We start from the raw sequence: 18,117 nt of genomic DNA, 5'->3' as shown, positions 1-18,117 counted from the left end.
GGTTGCTTAGCTACTTCGTTAACGCCTAATGTAGGGTATCGCGTTGTTTAGCAAGATACCAACAAACCAACAGGAAGGGGATGTGGGGATCAAATACGTTTTCGGTGGTTTATTACTGCTTATCGCCAGTAGCGTCAATGCCGCACAAAAAGATGTGCTGGTGGTGCATTCCTATCATCCTGGCTTTTTTTGGAATCAGGCGTTGGTTGAAGGGTTGGAAACGGCGACACAAGGCGAAGAGATCGCCTTCCAGCATTCCTACCTAGAAAGTAAACGCTACCAATCGGATGCCTATCGCGAACAGCTTAAAGATGTTTATATCCATAAACTGACCAACCATGATTTTGATGCCATTCTCACCACGGATAATGCCGCACTCTGGCTCATCCATGAGCTGCATGAATACGTGGGAGAGACACCGGTGGTGTATGCGGGGCTCAATAACTTTGGTCGTCAACACTACCCCTTGTTGCCCAAGGTCACTGGGGTGAAAGAAGAAATAGACTTACCGCGCAACTTGTCGTTAATGAAGCGCTTACACCCAGATTTAAAGCGGGTGTACGTACTGCTCGATGAGACCTTTTCCAGTCGTCAGTATTGGAATGTGGTGAAGGCTCAGCTGAGAAACGATGGTAACGCGGGTGTTGAGGTTGTCAGGCTATCTAGCCTCTCTTTCCAAGCGTTGCATGACCGCATTCAAGCGATGCAGCCGGGCGAGGCGGTATATTATTTATCCTACTTTCGCGATAAAAATGGCACCTTTCTCGATAGGCTCAGTGGCATCAACTCACTGATCCAAAACGCGCCCGTGCCAATTTATGGTGCGATGAGCTTTATGCTGGGTCAGGGGGTGATCGGGGGCATTGTCATCGATGGAAAAACTCAAGGTCAGCACCAAGGTCAGCTGCTGTTGGATGTACTGGCAGGCAAGCTTCCTCCTGAGCGAGACAGTACTAACCTGATGTTATTCGATTACCCGGCGCTGAAAGATTGGGGCGTGGATGTGAGCGCCATCGAAGACGCTGTGGTGATCAATAAGCCTCAGCCGCTGTGGCTAAAGCACCAAGTTGCGTTTCAAGCCGTGGCATTGGCGGTGTTGGTATTGGGAAGCGTGATTGCCATGCTCGGTGCCAATATTCGCCAGCTACGCCGTAGTGAGTCAGCGTTAAAGCGCCACCGAGCGATGCTTAAAGGCATTTTTGATCAAAGTAACCAGTTTATTGCGCTGTTGGATGAGAACGGGATCTTGGTCTCAGGCAATGCCAGTTTTAACCAATTAATCAGCGTGAGTCACCCTTATCGTGGGCGGCCTTTGTGGTTTTGGCCGATTTGGCGTAACCCCGCCCGCCTGGAGGAGTACCTCAAGCTTACCGATTTCTCCCAGCCTCGCCGCTTTGAGCTTTGCCTCAGTGAAGCGCATCGTGAGGTGATCTTGGATGTAGCGGTCAAGGGGTTTCCCAGCGAAAATGGCCAACGGCGCGTCCTGTTAGAGGCCCGTGATATTACCCAGCGCAAACAAACCGAAGAGAAGCTACAACGAAGCGAAATTGAATACCGCATGTTGTATGAACAGCAACCTGTGATCCTATTAACCATTGATTACCAAGCACGTATTCAATCRCTCAATCAGTATGCCGCCGATTTGTTTGGTTATGACAAAGCCGCCTTATTAGGGCACAAGATCACCACTTTATATGTCGAGCATCAAGTGCCTCCCCATCGAATGATTAAACGCGATCACAACAACCAAGAGCAGGTATGGCGGCGTGAGATCCCGTATCGTGCCGGCAATGGTCATACCTTGTGGGTGCGTGAAACCGTGCGCGCGATGCATAATCAGACGCAGTTGCTGGTGGTGGGCGAAGACATCACTGCGCATCGAGAAATGGAAAACCAGCTGACTTATCAAGCCCATCACGACTACTTAACAGGGCTGTATAATCGTAGCTATTTTGAGCAAAAGCTCGCCGCGGCGCTGTTACAAGCGCGAGAGGAAGATCAGTGTCACGCGATGTACTACATCGATATGGATCAATTTAAGCTGATTAATGACACCGCCGGACATGAAGCAGGGGACGAGGCGCTCAAACAAGTGGCGCAGATTATCCAGCAACATCTGCCAACAGGGGCGGTCTTATCGCGACTCGGGGGCGATGAATTTGGCGTGATTGCCTATCATCACTCGGCCGAACGCGCGCTGACTTGGGGACACCAACTCCTGGCAACCTTGGCGGACAGTGAGTTTTTCTGGCATGGCAGCCGTATGCGCTTAGCATGCTCATTGGGTATTCGCCTTCTGGATCGCACCGCCGGTTCGCCGCAGCAAGTGCATGCGCAAGCGGATACCGCCTGCTATGCCGCCAAAGACGAAGGGCGTAACCGTTTACATCTTTATCACCCGGATGATGAAGAGCTGCAACGTCGCGAGCAAGAAATGGCGTATGTCAGCCACATTCATGATGCCATTGCCCACGACCGCTTTGATATCTATGCACAGCAGATCGTCGATATTCGACCGGGTAGGCAAGATACGCTCTACATTGAAGCCTTGGTAAGGATGCGCGATACCCAAGGCGGTTGGTTGCCGCCGAGCATGTTTATCCCAGCGGCCGAACGTTACAACATGGCGCATCAACTGGACACTGTGGTGGTGACCAAAACGCTAGCGTGGTTTGATGCCCACCCGGATCAAATTGCCAAGCTGGGTAAAGTGTCGATTAACCTGTCGGGACGGTCGATCACTCAAAAGGATTTTGTCACCTTCTTAATCGCTGCGATTAAGCAAACCCAAGTGCCTAGCGAGTGCATCTGTCTGGAGATCACTGAAACCGCGGCTATTACCAACATGAGCAGTGCGATCGAGCTTTTCTCGCAGCTAAAAGCCTTGGGGTGCGTGATTGCCTTGGATGACTTTGGCGCGGGGATTTCGTCGTTTGGATACTTGAAGCGCTTGCCGGTCGATATCATTAAGATCGATGGTCAATTTATTCGCGATATCGCCACCGATGACACCGATTATGCGATGGTGAAAGCCATTAATGATCTGGCCAAGCAAATGGGGAAACAAACCGTGGCAGAGTTTGTGGAAAATGCACATATTCTCAATAAACTGCGCGCATTGGATGTCGATTATGCCCAAGGCTATCACTTTAGCGTACCCACGCCCTTGGGTGAGCAGGTAAAAAATTGGTCGGCACGTCGAGAGACGATGAAGGAAAAAATCCATCTCTGATATACTCGGCGCATAACCAGCCGCGGAGAGCCAATGTGCAACTCAGTTTGATTTGCGACGCCCCTGACAAATCTGAGCAATTTGAGGGATTAAAAAGAAAGTGGTCACTGACACACACACCTGATTCGTCATTTGCGTTGATCATGACCGCGACACGCCTTGAGCTGCGCAAACAGGATGAGCCTAAGTTAGGCGCTGTGTATGTGGACTTTGTTGGCGGTGCGGTCGGCCATCGGCGTAAGTTCGGCGGTGGCAAAGGGCAAGCCATTGCCAAGGCGGTGGGGCTCAACAAAGGGGTCACGCCACGGGTGTTGGATGCCACGGCTGGCTTGGGGCGTGATGCGTTTGTATTAGCATCCTTAGGCTGTCAGGTGCAGATGATTGAGCGGCATCCCGTGGTCGCCGCGCTGCTCGATGATGGGTTACAGCGCGCCTATCAAGACACTGAGATTGGTACCTGGATGCAATCACGGATGACACTGCTGCATGCCAGTAGTGCGCAAGCACTCACTGATATGGCACAGACTCCCGGGCTACAACGACCTGATGTGGTCTACTTAGACCCCATGTATCCGCACAAGAAAAAAAACGCGTTGGTGAAAAAAGAAATGCGTGTGTTCCAAGCTTTGGTGGGCGCTGACACGGACGCCGATGCCTTGTTAGCGCCTGCGTGCCAGCTCGCGCGCAGCCGCGTAGTGGTGAAGCGTCCAGATTATGCTGAGCCCTTGGCGGCAACGCCACCACACTCTAGTATTACTACCAAGAAAAACCGCTTTGACATGTACATCAACGCAGCGTTAAGTGCGGAGGCGTAAATGGCGAAGTCTTTGTGTAAGTGGCGACGGGGTGAGGTAGAGGCCAACTTAAGTGCGCTCGCATCGATTACCACGCCACCGCGAGCGGCTTGCAGCAAGTGTGCGCGAGTCGCCAGTGAAAAAGGCTACCTCTGTCGCCCTGTGCCTCTTACCAGTGAAAGCACTAAAAAAGCGCAAAAAGCCAAGAATAAAGCGGACAAGAAAGATAAAAAGGGTAAAAAAGCGAACAAAGAAAAAAAGAAAGCGAAAAAACGGAAGGAAAAATAAAGGCTCCATAGCGAACTAGGGAGCCTTAGCGGGCTTAGTCGAGGCCTTTGACCATCAGTACGGTCAGCAGTCCGGTAATGACTGAGATGATCAGGCCAGAAACGATTAGCCAAGGCAACATATCCATCATGTTCTGCACTCACTTCTTTGTTATGAATTGGGGGAAAAGCGAGCATGATTGAGCCTGAGTTTAGCCACATTCTCAATGTGCTAGACGTAGACAGTTAAGCTTAGTAACGATTAGAAACAAGGTGGTGGCAAAGCCATCAATCCGCCCTCGTGGCACATCGGTCTATCAGTACAAAGGGTCCATCATGAGTGTCAATCAAGGAAAAGCCGACGTATCGGTTTGGGATAAAGAAGAAGCCTTAAGCCGGCTAATGGATAGCCCGGCGCTTCTTGATGAGGCTTGCAGTATTTTTGTTGAAGAAAGTGAGCAACAACTGCCAAGCATGGAAACGCAGCTTGCCAATGCCGACTATGCCGCCTTGGCGCGCGAAGCACATAAGATGAAAGGCAGTGCGGGCAACCTTGCCGCGCTAGAGCTGCATCAGCAAGCATTGACGCTCGAGCAAGCGGCCAAGCAGGAGGCTGCTGAACAAGCGGCTGCCGCGTTAGCGGATGTTAAAGAAGGCTTGGCACGATTTTGCGCGCAACTCACTCACTAGTCGCCTGTCTTATCATGCTCGCGAGTGACCTATAAAAAACGCCGTGTGTCGACACGGCGTTTTATTACCAGCCTGTCTTATGCGGTTTAGCGCATGGTGACAAACTCTTCTGACCCGGTAGGGTGAATCGCGACCACACTATCAAAGTCTGCTTTGGTGGCGCCCATCTTCATCGCTACCGCAAAACCTTGAATCATTTCATCAACGGTAAAGCCAATACCGTGCAGACCGACCACTTTTTCTTCATCGCCCGCGCAAACCAGTTTCATCTTACAAGGTTGACGGTGCTGAGTAACCGCGGTGTACATGGCCGCAAAGCTGGAGGTATAGACCTTAACGTTATCATCGCCGTACTTGGCGCGTGCCTCTGGCTCGCTCAAACCAATGGTGCCGATTGGCGGGTGGCTAAAGACTACGGTGGGAACCAAATCATAGTCCATTTTGGCATGCGTTTGGCCGTTAAACAGACGCTCTGAGAGTAAGCGTCCGGATTTGACGGCGACTGGCGTCAGCTCAATCCCGCCATCCATAATATCACCGACACAGTGAATGTGCGGGACGCTGGTGGTCTGATAGGGGTCAACCTTGATGTAGCCATCGGCCGTGGTCTGCACGTCGGTCGCGCCGAGGTTAATTTTATCCGTGGTCGGATGGCGGCCAATCGCCCAAATCAGGGTGTCCGTGTTGTGGGTGGTGCCGTTTTCAAAGGCTAGAGTCAGGCTACCATCACTTTCCTCTGTGACCGACACGGGCACATGTTGGGTGTGAAGAGTGGGGCCTTCTTTTTCCATCACTTCGACCAAGGTGTCGGTGACCATGGGGTCGAAGGTGCGCAGTGGGCGATCTTTACGCACAAACAAGTGGGTATCAGAGCCCAAGGCATGCAGTACACCGGCGATTTCGACCGCGATGTAACCGGCACCGACTACGGCCACGCGTTTAGGCTGCTCGGGAAGGGCAAAGAAGCCATCGGAGTCGATCCCTAATTCTGCCCCCGGAATATTGGGAATCGTGGGCGTGCCGCCGACTGCGATCAAAAAATGATCGGCGGTATAGTGCTCGCCATCCACTTCAACCGTGTGGTTGTCGACAAAGCGGGCAAAGCCACGGATGACATCGATATTATTTTTGCCCAGTACGTTGTCGTAGGCGTTGTGAATACGGCCGATGTAGGCTTCACGATTATCCACTAAGGTTGACCAATTAAAGCCTTTTACATCCACATCAAAGCCGTAGTCTGATGCATAGAGGTTAAGCGCTTCAGCGACTTGGGCGCCATGCCACATGACTTTTTTAGGCACACAACCTACGTTTACGCAGGTGCCGCCAAGGTGTTTTGCTTCAATAAGGGCGACGTTAGCACCGTGCATCGCAGCACGGTTGGCTGAGGCAATACCGCCGCTGCCGCCACCGATACAGATGTAGTCGAAATGCTTTGCCATGTCTTTCTCCATCTTATAGGCACTGGGTGCCTCTGGCATTGATATCGAGGTCAGCTTGTCGTGTTTGGCGCCGCTTGTAAAGCCACCATCTCTGACCCACTGAGCAATAGCATACCAAACCGGCAGTGAGGCAGCAGTCTCAGAATCATTTTGTAACGCTCGCAATACACGCCGGTAAACGGGGAGGGATTGAAAAGCGTCAAGAGAGACGGCATATAAAGAAAGTTACTTATCTGCCCGGGGCTCGCAATGTGAGCGCCTTATCAGCAAAAAGGAAGGCACTATGTCCAACCCGCTTCTTCAATTTGAGGATTTACCTCCGTTTTCCGCCATTAAGCCAGAGCATGTTAAACCGGCAGTGGAAGCCGCGATTGCTGACTGTCGCCAAGCGGTGGATGCCGCAGCGGCGGCCGAGCAACCAAGCTGGGATACTGTTAGCGTGCCCGTCACAGAGGCGGAAGATCGTCTTGGCCGCATCTGGTCACCGGTGAGCCATATGAATGCGGTGGTCAATAGTCAGCCATTGCGTGAGGCGTATGAAAGCTGCCTGGCGTTGCTGTCGGAATACTCCACCTGGCGCGGTCAGCATAAAGGCCTATACCACGCATACAAAGCGATGAAAGACAGTGCTGAGTTTGCCGCTCTCGATGTGGCGCAGCAAAAAGCGATTAACGATGCGTTGCAAGACTTTGAGCTGTCCGGGATTGCGCTTCCAGCCGATCAGCAACACCGCTTTGGTGAAATTCAAAAACGCTTGTCGGAATTGTCGTCATCCTTTAGTAACAATGTGCTCGATGCCACCATGGGCTGGAGCAGGCTGATTAGCGATGAAAGTGAGTTAGCCGGTTTGCCTGAATCGGCGCGCAACGCGGCGAAAGCCCAAGCCGAGAGCAAGTCGCAATCAGGTTACTTATTTACGTTGGATATCCCCTCGTATCTGCCTGTCATGATGTACTGTGATAACCGAGCGCTGCGCCAGGAAATGTATGAAGCCTTTACCACACGCGCCTCTGATCGCGGCCCGCAGGCAGGGCAGTGGGACAATACTGAGTTGATGAATGAGTCGCTACGCCTCAAACATGAGTTGGCACGTTTGCTCGGCTTTAATCACTATAGTGAGCTGTCATTGGCCACCAAAATGGCGGAAACCCCAGACCAAGTGATGGGCTTTTTAAACGATCTGGTTGATAAAGCGCGTCCGCAAGGTGAGCGAGAGTTTGCGGAAGTGAAAGCCTATGCCAAAGAAGAGTTTGGTGTTGATGTGCTCGAGCCTTGGGATATCCCTTACTACAGTGAAAAACTCAAGCAAGCCCGTTACACCATCTCTGATGAAGTGCTGCGTCCTTATTTCCCCGAAGCACGCGTACTCTCCGGCTTGTTCGAAGTCATGCATCGTGTGTTTGGCATGACCATTACCGAGCGCAAAGGTGTTGAAACCTGGCATGACAGTGTGCGCTTTTATGATATTCATGATAGCCAAGGCACTCTGCGCGGCAGCTTCTACCTTGACCTGTACGCACGTGAAAACAAACGTGGTGGCGCATGGATGGATGAATGTCGTGTCCGTCGCCGCAAAGCGAACGGAGAGCTTCAAACGCCAGTCGCATATCTAACCTGTAACTTTAACCCGCCAGTGGGCGATGATCCGGCGCTGTTTACCCATGACGAAGTGGTCACTTTGTTCCACGAATTTGGCCATGGCATTCACCACATGCTGACGCAAATCGATGTGGCGGATGTGTCGGGGATCAATGGCGTCCCTTGGGATGCGGTTGAGCTGCCAAGCCAGTTTTTAGAGAACTGGTGCTGGGAGCAAGAGGCACTGAGCTTTATCTCGGGGCATTATCAAACCGGGGAAGCCCTACCGGAAGATATGTTGGAAAAAATGCTCGCTGCGAAAAACTTTAACTCGGCGATGGGGATGTTGCGCCAGCTCGAATTTAGTTTATTCGACTTCCGTTTATTCAGCGAGTTTGACCCAGAGGTGGGCCCTCGGATTATGGAAACACTCAGTGCGGTGCGTGAGAAGGTCTCTGTCGTGCCAACCCCGGAGTGGAACCGTTTCCCACACGCCTTTGGGCATATTTTTGCTGGTGGCTACAGTGCAGGCTACTACAGCTATAAATGGGCTGAGGTGTTGTCGAGCGATGCTTACTCGCGCTTTGAAGAAGAAGGGATATTTAACCGCGATACCGGCGAGGACTTCCTGAATCATATTCTTAGTCGTGGTGGCAGTGAAGCACCGAAAGACTTGTTTGTGCGCTTTAGAGGGCGTGAACCAAGCTCTGACGCCTTACTGCGTCATAGCGGGATCACCACAGCGTAGTGTTGTCAGCGCTTCCATAAAAAAGCCCGCATCATCACTGGTGCGGGCTTTTTATTCACCGATGGGATTAGATGCGACGCTCGTCAGTGAGCACGACCAGGGGTAATCCAAGGCTTGATTGGCGCAGGGCTTCTTGCTCTAGCTCTGCGCGGAGCAAGGGACTGGCCTCGAGCAGTGTGGTATCCAAGTGGAGGGTCAGGGCGTCATCCTTGGCGGTAAGCGCTATCATCGGTCGGACGCGGCTGTCACGGCGATGGCATAAGATCACCGCAATTCGCAGTAGGCGCAACAGACGATTGGCGCTGGTGGTGGATAGCGCGTGCTGGCCATCAATCAACACCAATTGCTCTCGGTAGTAGCGGAGCAAGGTGGCGACTAATTGCTTCTGTGCTCGGGTGAAGCCGGGCAGGTCGAGATGGGTGATTAAATACGCGGCATGATCACCATCTTGCTTAAAGCCAATGCTTAAGCCAATCTCATGCACGCAGGCGGCGGCATGGAGCAAGCTTTTTGCTTCGGACTCTGGTACCCAGGATGTAGGACACTGGCTGAGCAGCTCGAGAGCGGTATCGGCGACATTAATACCGTGGGCTTCATCCAGCTGATAGCGGGATTGAATGCTGGCGATGGTACGGGCGCGAATATCACTGTGGCGCATCGCGGTCATCATTTCATAAACCAACCCCTCGCGCAGAGCCCCACCTGCTAAGGTCATGCGTGTCACCTCTAAACACTCGAAAATAGCGATCAGTATTGATAAACCGCTGGGAAAGACCAGTGCACGCTCTAAGGTCAAGCCTTCGATGTCCAGCGCGTCCATTTGCCCGCAGGCAATGGCTTGATCGCGCAGCCGGTGAAGCTTCTCTAGCGTGATCACTTCATCCATGCCTTGGGTGACCATGATCTCTTGCAGTGCTTGCACGGTACCGCTGGCGCCGACGCAGCAATCCCAACCGAGCGCACCATATTGCTCTATCAGCGGGGCTAATTCGGCTTTGGCGCCAGCAATCGCAGTATCGAAGGCGGATTGATTGAGCACCCGATCGGCAAAATAGTCTTCTAAAAAGGTGACACAGCCCATGTTGAGGCTTTGTAGCACGGTCGGCTCAAACTGCTCACCGATGATAAGCTCGGTGCTGGCACCACCGATATCGACCACCAAGCGCTTGCCTGCTCCGCCAGAGGTATGCGCCACCCCTTGATAAATAGTACGCGCCTCTTCTTCCCCGGAGATGATTTCAATCGGATGGCCAAGCAGGGTGTTGGCTTTCGCTAAAAACGCGTCGGCGTTACTGGCGCGGCGCAGCGCCGCGGTGGCGACGACACGAATGTTGTCTGCGTTGAAGTCTTGTAAACGCTCGGCGAACAAAGCTAAGCAATCCCAGCCACGCTGCATGGCTTCGTCACTCAGCTGTTGTTGGTTGTCCATGCCAGCGGCAAGACGAACTTTTCGCTTAATTTTCGCGAGCGTTTGCACGCTACCCGCCACTTGGCGCACCACCAGCATATGAAAGCTGTTGGAGCCTAAATCAATCGCGGCGTACAGCGACGGGGTCGATGTGGGATGTCCGTGACCACTCATGATGCGCTCTGACCTATCTGTCGTGAAACCTTATGCCGACTTTTGTGGACGACGACGTTGGCGGTTACGGTTGTTTCCGCCCCCTTTATTGTTGTTACTGCGACGCTGCGTATTGGGACGCTTCGCCATTTTCTTAGGCGGTGGCAAATCTTTTAGCAGTGCACTGCGGTCGAACTCGCTAACCGGGATGCTGTGTTCGATGTACTCTTCGATCGCGGGCAGGTTTACCGCATAGTCTTCACAGGCAAAGCTAATGGAGCTGCCACTGGCACCCGCGCGCCCAGTACGGCCAATACGATGGACATAGTCTTGCGCGTCGTCTGGCAGATCATAATTAAACACATGGGTCACTTGCGGAATATGCAGCCCGCGCGCCGCGACATCGGTCGCTACTAGCAGATCCAACTCGCCATTAGTAAATTGCTCGAGGATTTTCACCCGTTTTTTCTGAGGCACGTCCCCGGTGAGCAAACCCACACGATGGTTATCGGCGGCTAAATGGGCCCAAATTGACTCGCAGCGATGCTTGGTGTTGGCAAAAATGATCGCGCGTTCAGGCCAGTCTTCTTCAATCAAGGTTTGCAGCAGCGGCATCTTTTCTTTGTTTGATGGCTGGAACAACTCTTCTTTGATGCGATGGCCAGTAATTTGCTCTGGCTCCACCACCACATGCTCTGGGTTGGTCATATGCTCGAAGGCCAGCTCTTGAACACGATACGACAAGGTCGCCGAAAACAGCATGTTCAAGCGTTGAGCGGGGGCGGGCATGCGGTTAAACAAAAAGCGAATGTCTTTGATAAAACCGAGATCAAACATACGATCAGCTTCATCGAGGACCACGGCTTGAATGCCATGCAAATCAATCACTTTCTTTTTGTAAAAATCAATGATTCGACCGCAAGTTCCGATTAAAATATCAACGCCTTGCTCAAGGGTCTGTTGCTGTTTGTCATAACCTTCGCCACCATAGGCGAGGCCTGCGCTGATCGACGTATTGGCTAGCAGCGGCTCAGCATCGTTATAGATCTGAATCGCTAATTCACGCGTAGGGGCTAATATGATGGCGCGCGGTTGATTCTTTTTACGCGATGCAGGGGCATCGGTGGTAAGGAGGTGATGAAATGTCGCAGCCAGGAACGCCAGGGTTTTGCCTGTCCCTGTTTGCGCCTGCCCTGCAATGTCTTGGCCGGTGAGCAGGACCGGCAATGCCAAGGCTTGGATAGGGGTACATTGAGTAAACCCTTTGGCCTCCAAGCTTTTAAGAACATCGGCGTGCAAGCCGAGCTCGGCAAATTTCTGCTCTGTGATATGCGTCATTTTCATCCGGATAGAATATCAGCTTAGGCTTGCAATACGGAAGCGAATCCAGTCAAATAGTCCCATAATTTACTGGTCGCAATTTAGCCAGTAACAAAAACATGTATTGGAGTAGAAGATGAGCGACAAAATTATGCAGCTAACCGACGACAGCTTTGAAGCAGACGTTCTTAAAGCTGCAGGGCCTGTGTTGGTAGATTTTTGGGCAGAATGGTGTGGACCTTGCAAAATGATCGCGCCAATTCTGGACGAAATTGCTGAAGAATACGCAGGTAAAGTCACCATCGGAAAACTGAACATCGACCAGAACGCAGGTACACCGCCTAAGTTCGGCATCCGTGGTATCCCAACTCTGCTATTGTTTAAAGATGGCAGTGTAGCAGCAACCAAGGTTGGTGCAGTGTCAAAAACTCAGTTGAAAGAGTTTCTTGACGCCAACCTGTAATGCTAAAGTAACCGCCGCTGCCTCTCAGCGGCGGTTGTTTTTCTGCTAACTAGACGATACCCCATTTAGGTGCTACCTTATTGCACGGAATTTGTACTTCTGTTCATCTCTCGAACATACCACTGGTCTCGACACGCTAACTAATTTCAGACCTCAATTTTGACAAACAAGACACTCACCACTATGAATCTTACCGAACTGAAGACTCAACCCGTCTCGACGCTGGTTGCGCTTGGCGAAAGCATGGGACTTGAAAACCTGGCTCGCTTGCGTAAGCAGGACATCATTTTCTCGATCCTCAAACAGCACGCAAAAAGCGGTGAAGATATTTTCGGCAATGGCGTACTGGAAATTCTTCAAGACGGGTTTGGCTTCTTGCGCAGCGCAGACAGCTCGTATTTGGCCGGCCCAGATGACATCTATGTGTCGCCAAGCCAAATTCGCCGCTTTAACCTGCGCACAGGCGATACCATCGCGGGTAAAATTCGTCCCCCGAAAGACGGCGAGCGCTACTTCGCGCTATTGAAAGTTAACCAAGTTAACAGCGACAAACCAGACAACGCCCGCAGTAAAATCCTCTTCGAAAACTTAACGCCTTTGCACGCCAGCGAACGTATGGTGATGGAGCGCGGCAACGGCTCTACCGAAGACATCACTGCCCGTGTGCTCGACTTAGCCTCGCCGATTGGTAAAGGCCAGCGCGGCTTGATTGTGGCACCACCCAAAGCGGGTAAAACCATGTTGCTGCAAAACATTGCGCAAAGCATCGCGTTTAACCAGCCAGACTGTGAATTGATGGTGCTGTTGATTGATGAGCGTCCGGAAGAAGTGACCGAAATGCAGCGCCTAGTACAAGGCGAAGTGGTTGCCTCAACCTTTGATGAGCCGGCGAACCGCCACGTGCAAGTCGCCGAAATGGTGATTGAAAAAGCCAAGCGTTTGGTCGAACACAAAAAAGACGTGGTGATCTTGCTTGACTCGATCACGCGTCTGGCGCGTGCTTACAACACGGTTGTGCCATCATCAGGCAAAGTATTGACTGGTGGTGTTGATGCCAATGCTCTTCATCGACCCAAGCGTTTCTTTGGTGCAGCGCGGAATGTAGAAGAAGGCGGCAGCCTGACCATCATTGCCACGGCGCTGGTAGACACGGGCTCGAAGATGGACGAAGTCATCTACGAAGAGTTTAAAGGCACGGGTAATATGGAACTGCACCTATCCCGTAAGATTGCGGAAAAACGTGTTTTCCCTGCCATTGATTTCACCCGCTCTGGTACCCGCCGTGAAGAGTTACTGACCAAGCCCGATGAGCTACAAAAAATGTGGATTCTTCGCAAAATAGTGCATCCAATGGGTGAGCTGGAAGGCATGGAATTCTTGATTGGTAAATTGGCGATGTCCAAAACCAACAACGAGTTCTTTGATGCCATGCGTCGGCAAAACTCGTAACGGATGACGTAATAATGTTAAGCACTGCGCATTCGCAGTGCTTTTTTATTGCCCAGTTGATACTGAACTCGCACAATCATTGTCACCAAGGAAAGGTGGCGCAGGACGCGTGGCACCGAAGATAGGATTGCAACGGATGGCAAGACGTTTTCGCATCAAGCTAGTCGGGATATGCCTGGGGATAGTGGGCTTTGTTTCCCCCACTGTTTTGGCATCCAACGCGCCAGCGGCCGATGGGCAAATCGTGGCGCAGCCTTTTATTGAGCAAGTGTTAGATAAAGCGAGTACGGCGGATGCGATGCGTACTGCCTTTACCCTCCAAGCCAAGGGCGATATCAATGCGCTTGAGTCACACATTCGCCAGCTTCCTCCTCTGACGCGTGAGGCAACCTTGTATCGGCTGCTCTCCTCACCATTGCGGCTTGATAACGACAAGTGGCGCGAGTATCTCGTGACCTTAAGTCAGCAGCAGCCACACTTTCTGTTACGTCACCAACAAGACGGCTATTGGGTGACCACGCCCGCATTCCACTACGCCGCCGCGGCGCGCAAGCAGCTTAATCGCTATCGTCAGCAGCAATTAACCCAAGAGCTAGGCATGCTATTAAGCTATCGCCAGCTAGTCATTGCTGATTGGGTTCACCCCGACCAACCCGATTATCGCCAACGTCGTGATGCCTTGGTAACCATGATCGCCGACTATGACGACGATGGTTTAGCGTATTTAGCCGATCAGTACCTAAATGATCCGACCTTAATGTGGATGCCAGACAATGCGATTTTAGCCGCATTGGCGCAAGCCACTGAGCGTCCCGCGCTGTATGAAAGGTTATGGCGTCGAGGCACGGACTCGTATAGCCTCGCGGCCTTGCACGCGCTGCGAGCGCGCGGTACAGAACCCTTTGCACTGCAGCAGATGATGGCGGCGGCCGATAACCCCTCGTTGCGTGGACCTGCGATTCGCCAGCTGGCCAACTTATCGCCACTGCCTGCGCCGGTTGCCGATTTTCTGCAGACACAACTGTCGCTACGACAAGGCAACCAAGTGGCGCAGCTGCTGGTGGAGGCGGGGAAAGGTGATTGGTTGAGTAGCTTGCAAGATCAGTTAGGGCCGCTTGGGCAGCAGCACATTGCATCTGCGTTGTCGTCGCGCTAATGTCGAGCCTTTACCGATCCGGATACCGCTTAACTTGGTATCATAGAGGCGACCATTAACCCTTTGAGCCTGATATGAAACTTTCCGATCTGCGCGATTTTATTGACTACCTTGAAGCGCAAGGTGAGCTAAAACGCATTACCCAGCCGGTTGACCCCGATCTTGAGATGACCGAGATTTGCGACCGYACCCTACGAGCGGGCGGGCCGGCGCTGTTATTCGAAAACCCAGTGGGTTATGACATTCCGGTGCTGGCGAATCTATTTGGTACGCCCAAGCGTGTTGCCCTAGGCATGGGCCGAGAAGACGTGCTCGAGCTGCGTGACGTGGGCAAATTGCTTGCGTATCTCAAAGAGCCAGAGCCACCCAAAGGCTTTCGTGATGCCCTCGATAAACTGCCCGTATTTCGGCAAGTGCTTAATATGCCGGCCAAAACCGTGCGTCGTCCGCGTTGCCAAGAGGTGGTGCTGAGCGGCGATGAGGTCGATCTGGATAAGATTCCGGTGATGCGCTGCTGGCCCGGGGATGTCGCCCCCTTGCTGACCTGGGGGCTGACGATTACCCGCGGACCCAATAAAAAGCGGCAAAACCTCGGCATTTATCGCCAGCAAAAAATCGGCAAAAACAAATTGATTATGCGCTGGTTGGCTCATCGCGGTGGCGCGTTAGATTTGCATGATTGGATGCAAACGCATCCCAACGAGCCTTTTCCGGTCACCGTGGCTTATGGCGCTGATCCTGCCACCATTCTAGGCGCGGTGACGCCCGTGCCGGATACCTTGTCGGAATACGCATTTGCTGGCTTATTGCGGGGCAGTAAAACCGAAGTGGCTAAGTGTATCAGCAACGACTTGGATGTACCGGCCAGTGCGGAAATCGTGATGGAAGGCTATATCGATCCCAATGAGTACGCGGACGAAGGCCCTTATGGCGACCATACTGGCTATTATAATGAGGTTGAGCGCCACCATGTGTTCACTGTGACGCATCTGACCATGCGCAAAAAGCCGATTTATCATAGCACTTACACGGGGCGTCCACCGGATGAGCCCGCGGTACTGGGCGTGGCGCTGAACGAAGTCTTTGTGCCGATTTTGCAAAAGCAGTTCCCAGAGATTGTCGACTTCTATCTGCCGCCTGAGGGTTGCTCGTACCGCATGGCGGTGGTGACCATGAAAAAACAATACCCCGGTCACGCCAAGCGGGTGATGATGGGAGTGTGGTCCTTCTTGCGCCAGTTCATGTACACCAAGTTTGTGATAGTGTGTGACGACGACGTCAACGCGCGTGATTGGAATGACGTGATTTGGGCGATCACTACGCGTATGGACCCGTCGCGAGATACTGTGATGATAGACAACACCCCTATCGACTCACTCGACTTTGCCTCGCCTGTGGTGGGGCTGGGCTCGAAAATGGGCCTTGATGCCACCAATAAATGGCAAGGAGAAACCGATCGCGAGTGGGGCACACCGATCGCGAAAGACCCAGAGATCGTCGCACGTGTCGATGCGATTTGGGACGAATTGGGGATCTTAGACTAATCCTATTGGAATGCGCTAGCATTCACCGTTAACGATAAAACACAGCCAAGGCGGTAGTGATGCCGCCTCTTATAACCTCATCGGCTGTAGCAAAACGAACAGAGGAACAGAATGTCGATACTATGTGAAGTGACAGCCGTTGAGCCGTTGGCATGTCACACCTACCGCATTGTCCTGAAACCACAGCAGGCGGTGAGCTACCAGCCTGGACAATACGTGATGGCAGTAATGGGCGAAAAAGATAAACGCCCGTTTTCGCTGGCGAGTAGCCCATGTCGTGAAGATGGTGCCGAACTCGAGCTACACGTCGGTGCGGCGGACGAAAATCCGTTTGCCTTGGAAGTGGTAGAAAAAGCCAAAGCCGTGCTAGAAAGCGGTGAAGCGAGCTTTGAAATCACTGAACCGGCCGGCGATGCCTGGTTGCGTGAGAGTGAGCGTCCCTTGCTGTTGATTGCCGGTGGGACCGGTTTTTCGTATGTTCGAAGCATGGTCGAGCACTGTATTAATCAAGGAATACAGTCTCCAATCTTTATTTATTGGGGGGCACGCAATCCGTGTCAGCTTTACGCTCATGACGAGCTGCAAGCACTATCTGAATCGCATCGCAATATTACCTTTATGCCTGTGGTTGAACAGGCGGAAGGCGAATGGCGAGGCAAAGTAGGCAATGTGTTAGAAGCGGTGATGGAAGATTTTGTTAGCCTCGGCGCTTATGACATCTACATCGCGGGCCGTTTTGAAATGGCCGGTGTTGCACGCGACATGTTCTGCAAAGAGCGGGGCGTGAGCCGTGATCACCTCTACTCAGACGCGTTTGCCTTTATCTGAGTGAGTATTCGCTCTCGGGAAAGTAAACAGGCAGGGACTTCCCTGCCTGTTTTGCATTCGGGTCACTGAGGCTTTGGGACGGCCCACCGTGGGACGGCCTACCGTGGGACGGCCTACTGTGGAGTGGGCTATCGCTGGGCGGCCTACCGCTGGGCGACGACCCCCCGCTGGGTCTCGACGCGGCGCTTGACCCAGGTTTGGTTAAACCACAGCGCGGCTAAAATCAGTACCCCGCCACTGAGTAAGGGCAGCAGATCCGCATCGCGGTTCCAGATTAGTACATTGACCACAATCCCAGCTGGAATTAAAGCGTTGTTCATTACCGCGAGCGCCCCCGCATTGACCAGCGTCGCGCCTTTATTCCAAAAGAAATAGCCCAGCCCTGAGGCGATGGTGCCTRGATAAATTAATACGCCCCACTGGGTGGGTGTCGTGGGTAGCTTGTCACTGTTGCCGAGCAAGGCGAAAGCCAGCACGCCCACCACTAAAGCGCCAAGATAGAACCAGCCGAATACTGCATGTTGAGGCAGCTGAGTTTGCTCTTTCTCAAGCAGGTACTTGTAACCGACTTGGCCAATCGCAAAGCAAAGGTTCGCCCCTTGTACCACCAAAAAGCCGACCAGAAAATCTGGGTTGACGGTCGCATAGCGGATCACCACGGCACCGAGCACCGCCATCGCGGCCGTGAGCAGATACCAAGCGCTAAACTGGCGTTTTAAGGCATCGTAAATCAAGGTGACGTAAAGCGGGGTAAAGACGGTAAACAGCAGCACCTCTGGCACCGACAAAAATAAAAAGGACTGATAGAAAAAGCAGTACATAATACCGAGTTGAAAGGCGCCGACCAGCATCAGCTTGGCGGCAAACGCTGGTTTTACTTGGCGAGGGCGTAAAAAGGGCAAAAACACCAATCCAGCCAATACAATACGCATCAACACAGAAAAATAACTGTCCACTTGGCCGGCGAGATACACGCCAATCAGGCTAAATGAAAAGGCCCACAGCAGTGTGACGCCGCTAAGATACCCCATGACTTCGGTTCCTTC

13 protein-coding genes and 1 pseudogene are annotated in these 18,117 nt (G+C 52.5%); 10 read left to right on the top strand and 4 right to left on the bottom strand.

The genetic code is table 11. The features are described 5' to 3' along the window. Nucleotides 1-82 precede the first annotated feature (82 nt). The 4 genes from BZG13_RS06820 (at nt 83) to BZG13_RS06805 (ending at nt 4,982) form a co-directional block, all read left to right on the top strand. Complete coding sequence (locus tag BZG13_RS06820; protein WP_241824785.1) at nt 83-3,232, top strand: ABC transporter substrate binding protein; 3,150 nt, start codon at nt 83-85, stop codon at nt 3,230-3,232. Nucleotides 3,233-3,267: 35 nt separating this feature from the next. Beyond that, nucleotides 3,268-4,047 carry a class I SAM-dependent methyltransferase gene (locus tag BZG13_RS06815; protein ID WP_077486000.1) on the top strand — a complete coding sequence of 260 codons (780 nt, stop codon included), beginning with the start codon at nt 3,268-3,270 and terminating at the stop codon, nt 4,045-4,047. After that, nucleotides 4,048-4,314, top strand: coding sequence for a hypothetical protein (locus BZG13_RS06810; protein ID WP_077485998.1), 267 nt, complete (start codon nt 4,048-4,050; stop codon nt 4,312-4,314). A 314-nt stretch (nt 4,315-4,628) separates the two neighbouring features. After that, complete coding sequence (locus BZG13_RS06805) at nt 4,629-4,982, top strand: Hpt domain-containing protein (RefSeq protein WP_077485996.1); 354 nt, start codon at nt 4,629-4,631, stop codon at nt 4,980-4,982. Nucleotides 4,983-5,068: 86 nt separating this feature from the next. On the opposite strand, the gene gorA is transcribed toward BZG13_RS06805, so the two are convergent. Continuing rightward, entirely contained in the window at nt 5,069-6,424 is a 1,356-nt protein-coding gene (gorA, locus tag BZG13_RS06800) for a glutathione-disulfide reductase (protein ID WP_069361801.1), read from the bottom strand. A gap of 283 nt (nt 6,425-6,707) precedes the next feature. Between gorA and prlC the strand changes: the two genes are divergently transcribed. Further along, complete coding sequence (gene prlC, locus BZG13_RS06795; protein WP_077485994.1) at nt 6,708-8,750, top strand: oligopeptidase A; 2,043 nt, start codon at nt 6,708-6,710, stop codon at nt 8,748-8,750. Nucleotides 8,751-8,817: 67 nt separating this feature from the next. Here prlC and gppA read toward each other — a convergent pair whose 3' ends face one another. Together gppA and rhlB are read right to left on the bottom strand one after the other, a co-directional pair. Further along, complete coding sequence (gene gppA, locus BZG13_RS06790; protein WP_077485992.1) at nt 8,818-10,332, bottom strand: guanosine-5'-triphosphate,3'-diphosphate diphosphatase; 1,515 nt, start codon at nt 10,330-10,332, stop codon at nt 8,818-8,820. Nucleotides 10,333-10,362: 30 nt separating this feature from the next. Beyond that, a complete protein-coding gene (rhlB, locus tag BZG13_RS06785) occupies nt 10,363-11,655 on the bottom strand; it encodes an ATP-dependent RNA helicase RhlB (RefSeq protein ID WP_069361798.1) in 1,293 nt (430 codons plus the stop codon). Between the two features lie 112 nt (nt 11,656-11,767). Between rhlB and trxA the strand changes: the two genes are divergently transcribed. The 5 genes and pseudogenes from trxA (at nt 11,768) to fre (ending at nt 17,071) form a co-directional block, all read left to right on the top strand. Further along, entirely contained in the window at nt 11,768-12,094 is a 327-nt protein-coding gene (gene trxA, locus BZG13_RS06780; RefSeq protein WP_021022211.1) for a thioredoxin TrxA, read from the top strand. A 183-nt stretch (nt 12,095-12,277) separates the two neighbouring features. Beyond that, nucleotides 12,278-13,543: a transcription termination factor Rho gene (rho, locus tag BZG13_RS06775; RefSeq protein ID WP_069361797.1), complete on the top strand. Its 1,266-nt coding sequence runs from the start codon at nt 12,278-12,280 to the stop codon at nt 13,541-13,543. A 136-nt stretch (nt 13,544-13,679) separates the two neighbouring features. Then, entirely contained in the window at nt 13,680-14,699 is a 1,020-nt protein-coding gene (locus BZG13_RS06770) for a hypothetical protein (RefSeq protein ID WP_077485990.1), read from the top strand. A gap of 74 nt (nt 14,700-14,773) precedes the next feature. Then, a pseudogene (ubiD, locus tag BZG13_RS06765) lies at nt 14,774-16,225 on the top strand (4-hydroxy-3-polyprenylbenzoate decarboxylase); the annotation flags it as partial. A 129-nt stretch (nt 16,226-16,354) separates the two neighbouring features. Continuing rightward, entirely contained in the window at nt 16,355-17,071 is a 717-nt protein-coding gene (gene fre / locus BZG13_RS06760) for an NAD(P)H-flavin reductase (protein WP_077485986.1), read from the top strand. Between the two features lie 143 nt (nt 17,072-17,214). Here the strand turns inward: fre and BZG13_RS06755 are convergent, their stop codons facing one another. After that, on the bottom strand, nt 17,215-18,102 hold the full coding sequence (locus BZG13_RS06755; protein ID WP_077485984.1) for a carboxylate/amino acid/amine transporter: 888 nt from the start codon (nt 18,100-18,102) through the stop codon (nt 17,215-17,217). Between the last annotated feature and the right edge of the window lie 15 nt (nt 18,103-18,117).

This window comes from Salinivibrio sp. ML323 (genome assembly GCF_001995745.1).
Lineage (GTDB): Bacteria > Pseudomonadota > Gammaproteobacteria > Enterobacterales > Vibrionaceae > Salinivibrio > Salinivibrio kushneri.
The sequence above is the reverse complement of the archived record's forward strand: the minus strand, read 5'-3'. Positions and strand labels throughout refer to the sequence as shown.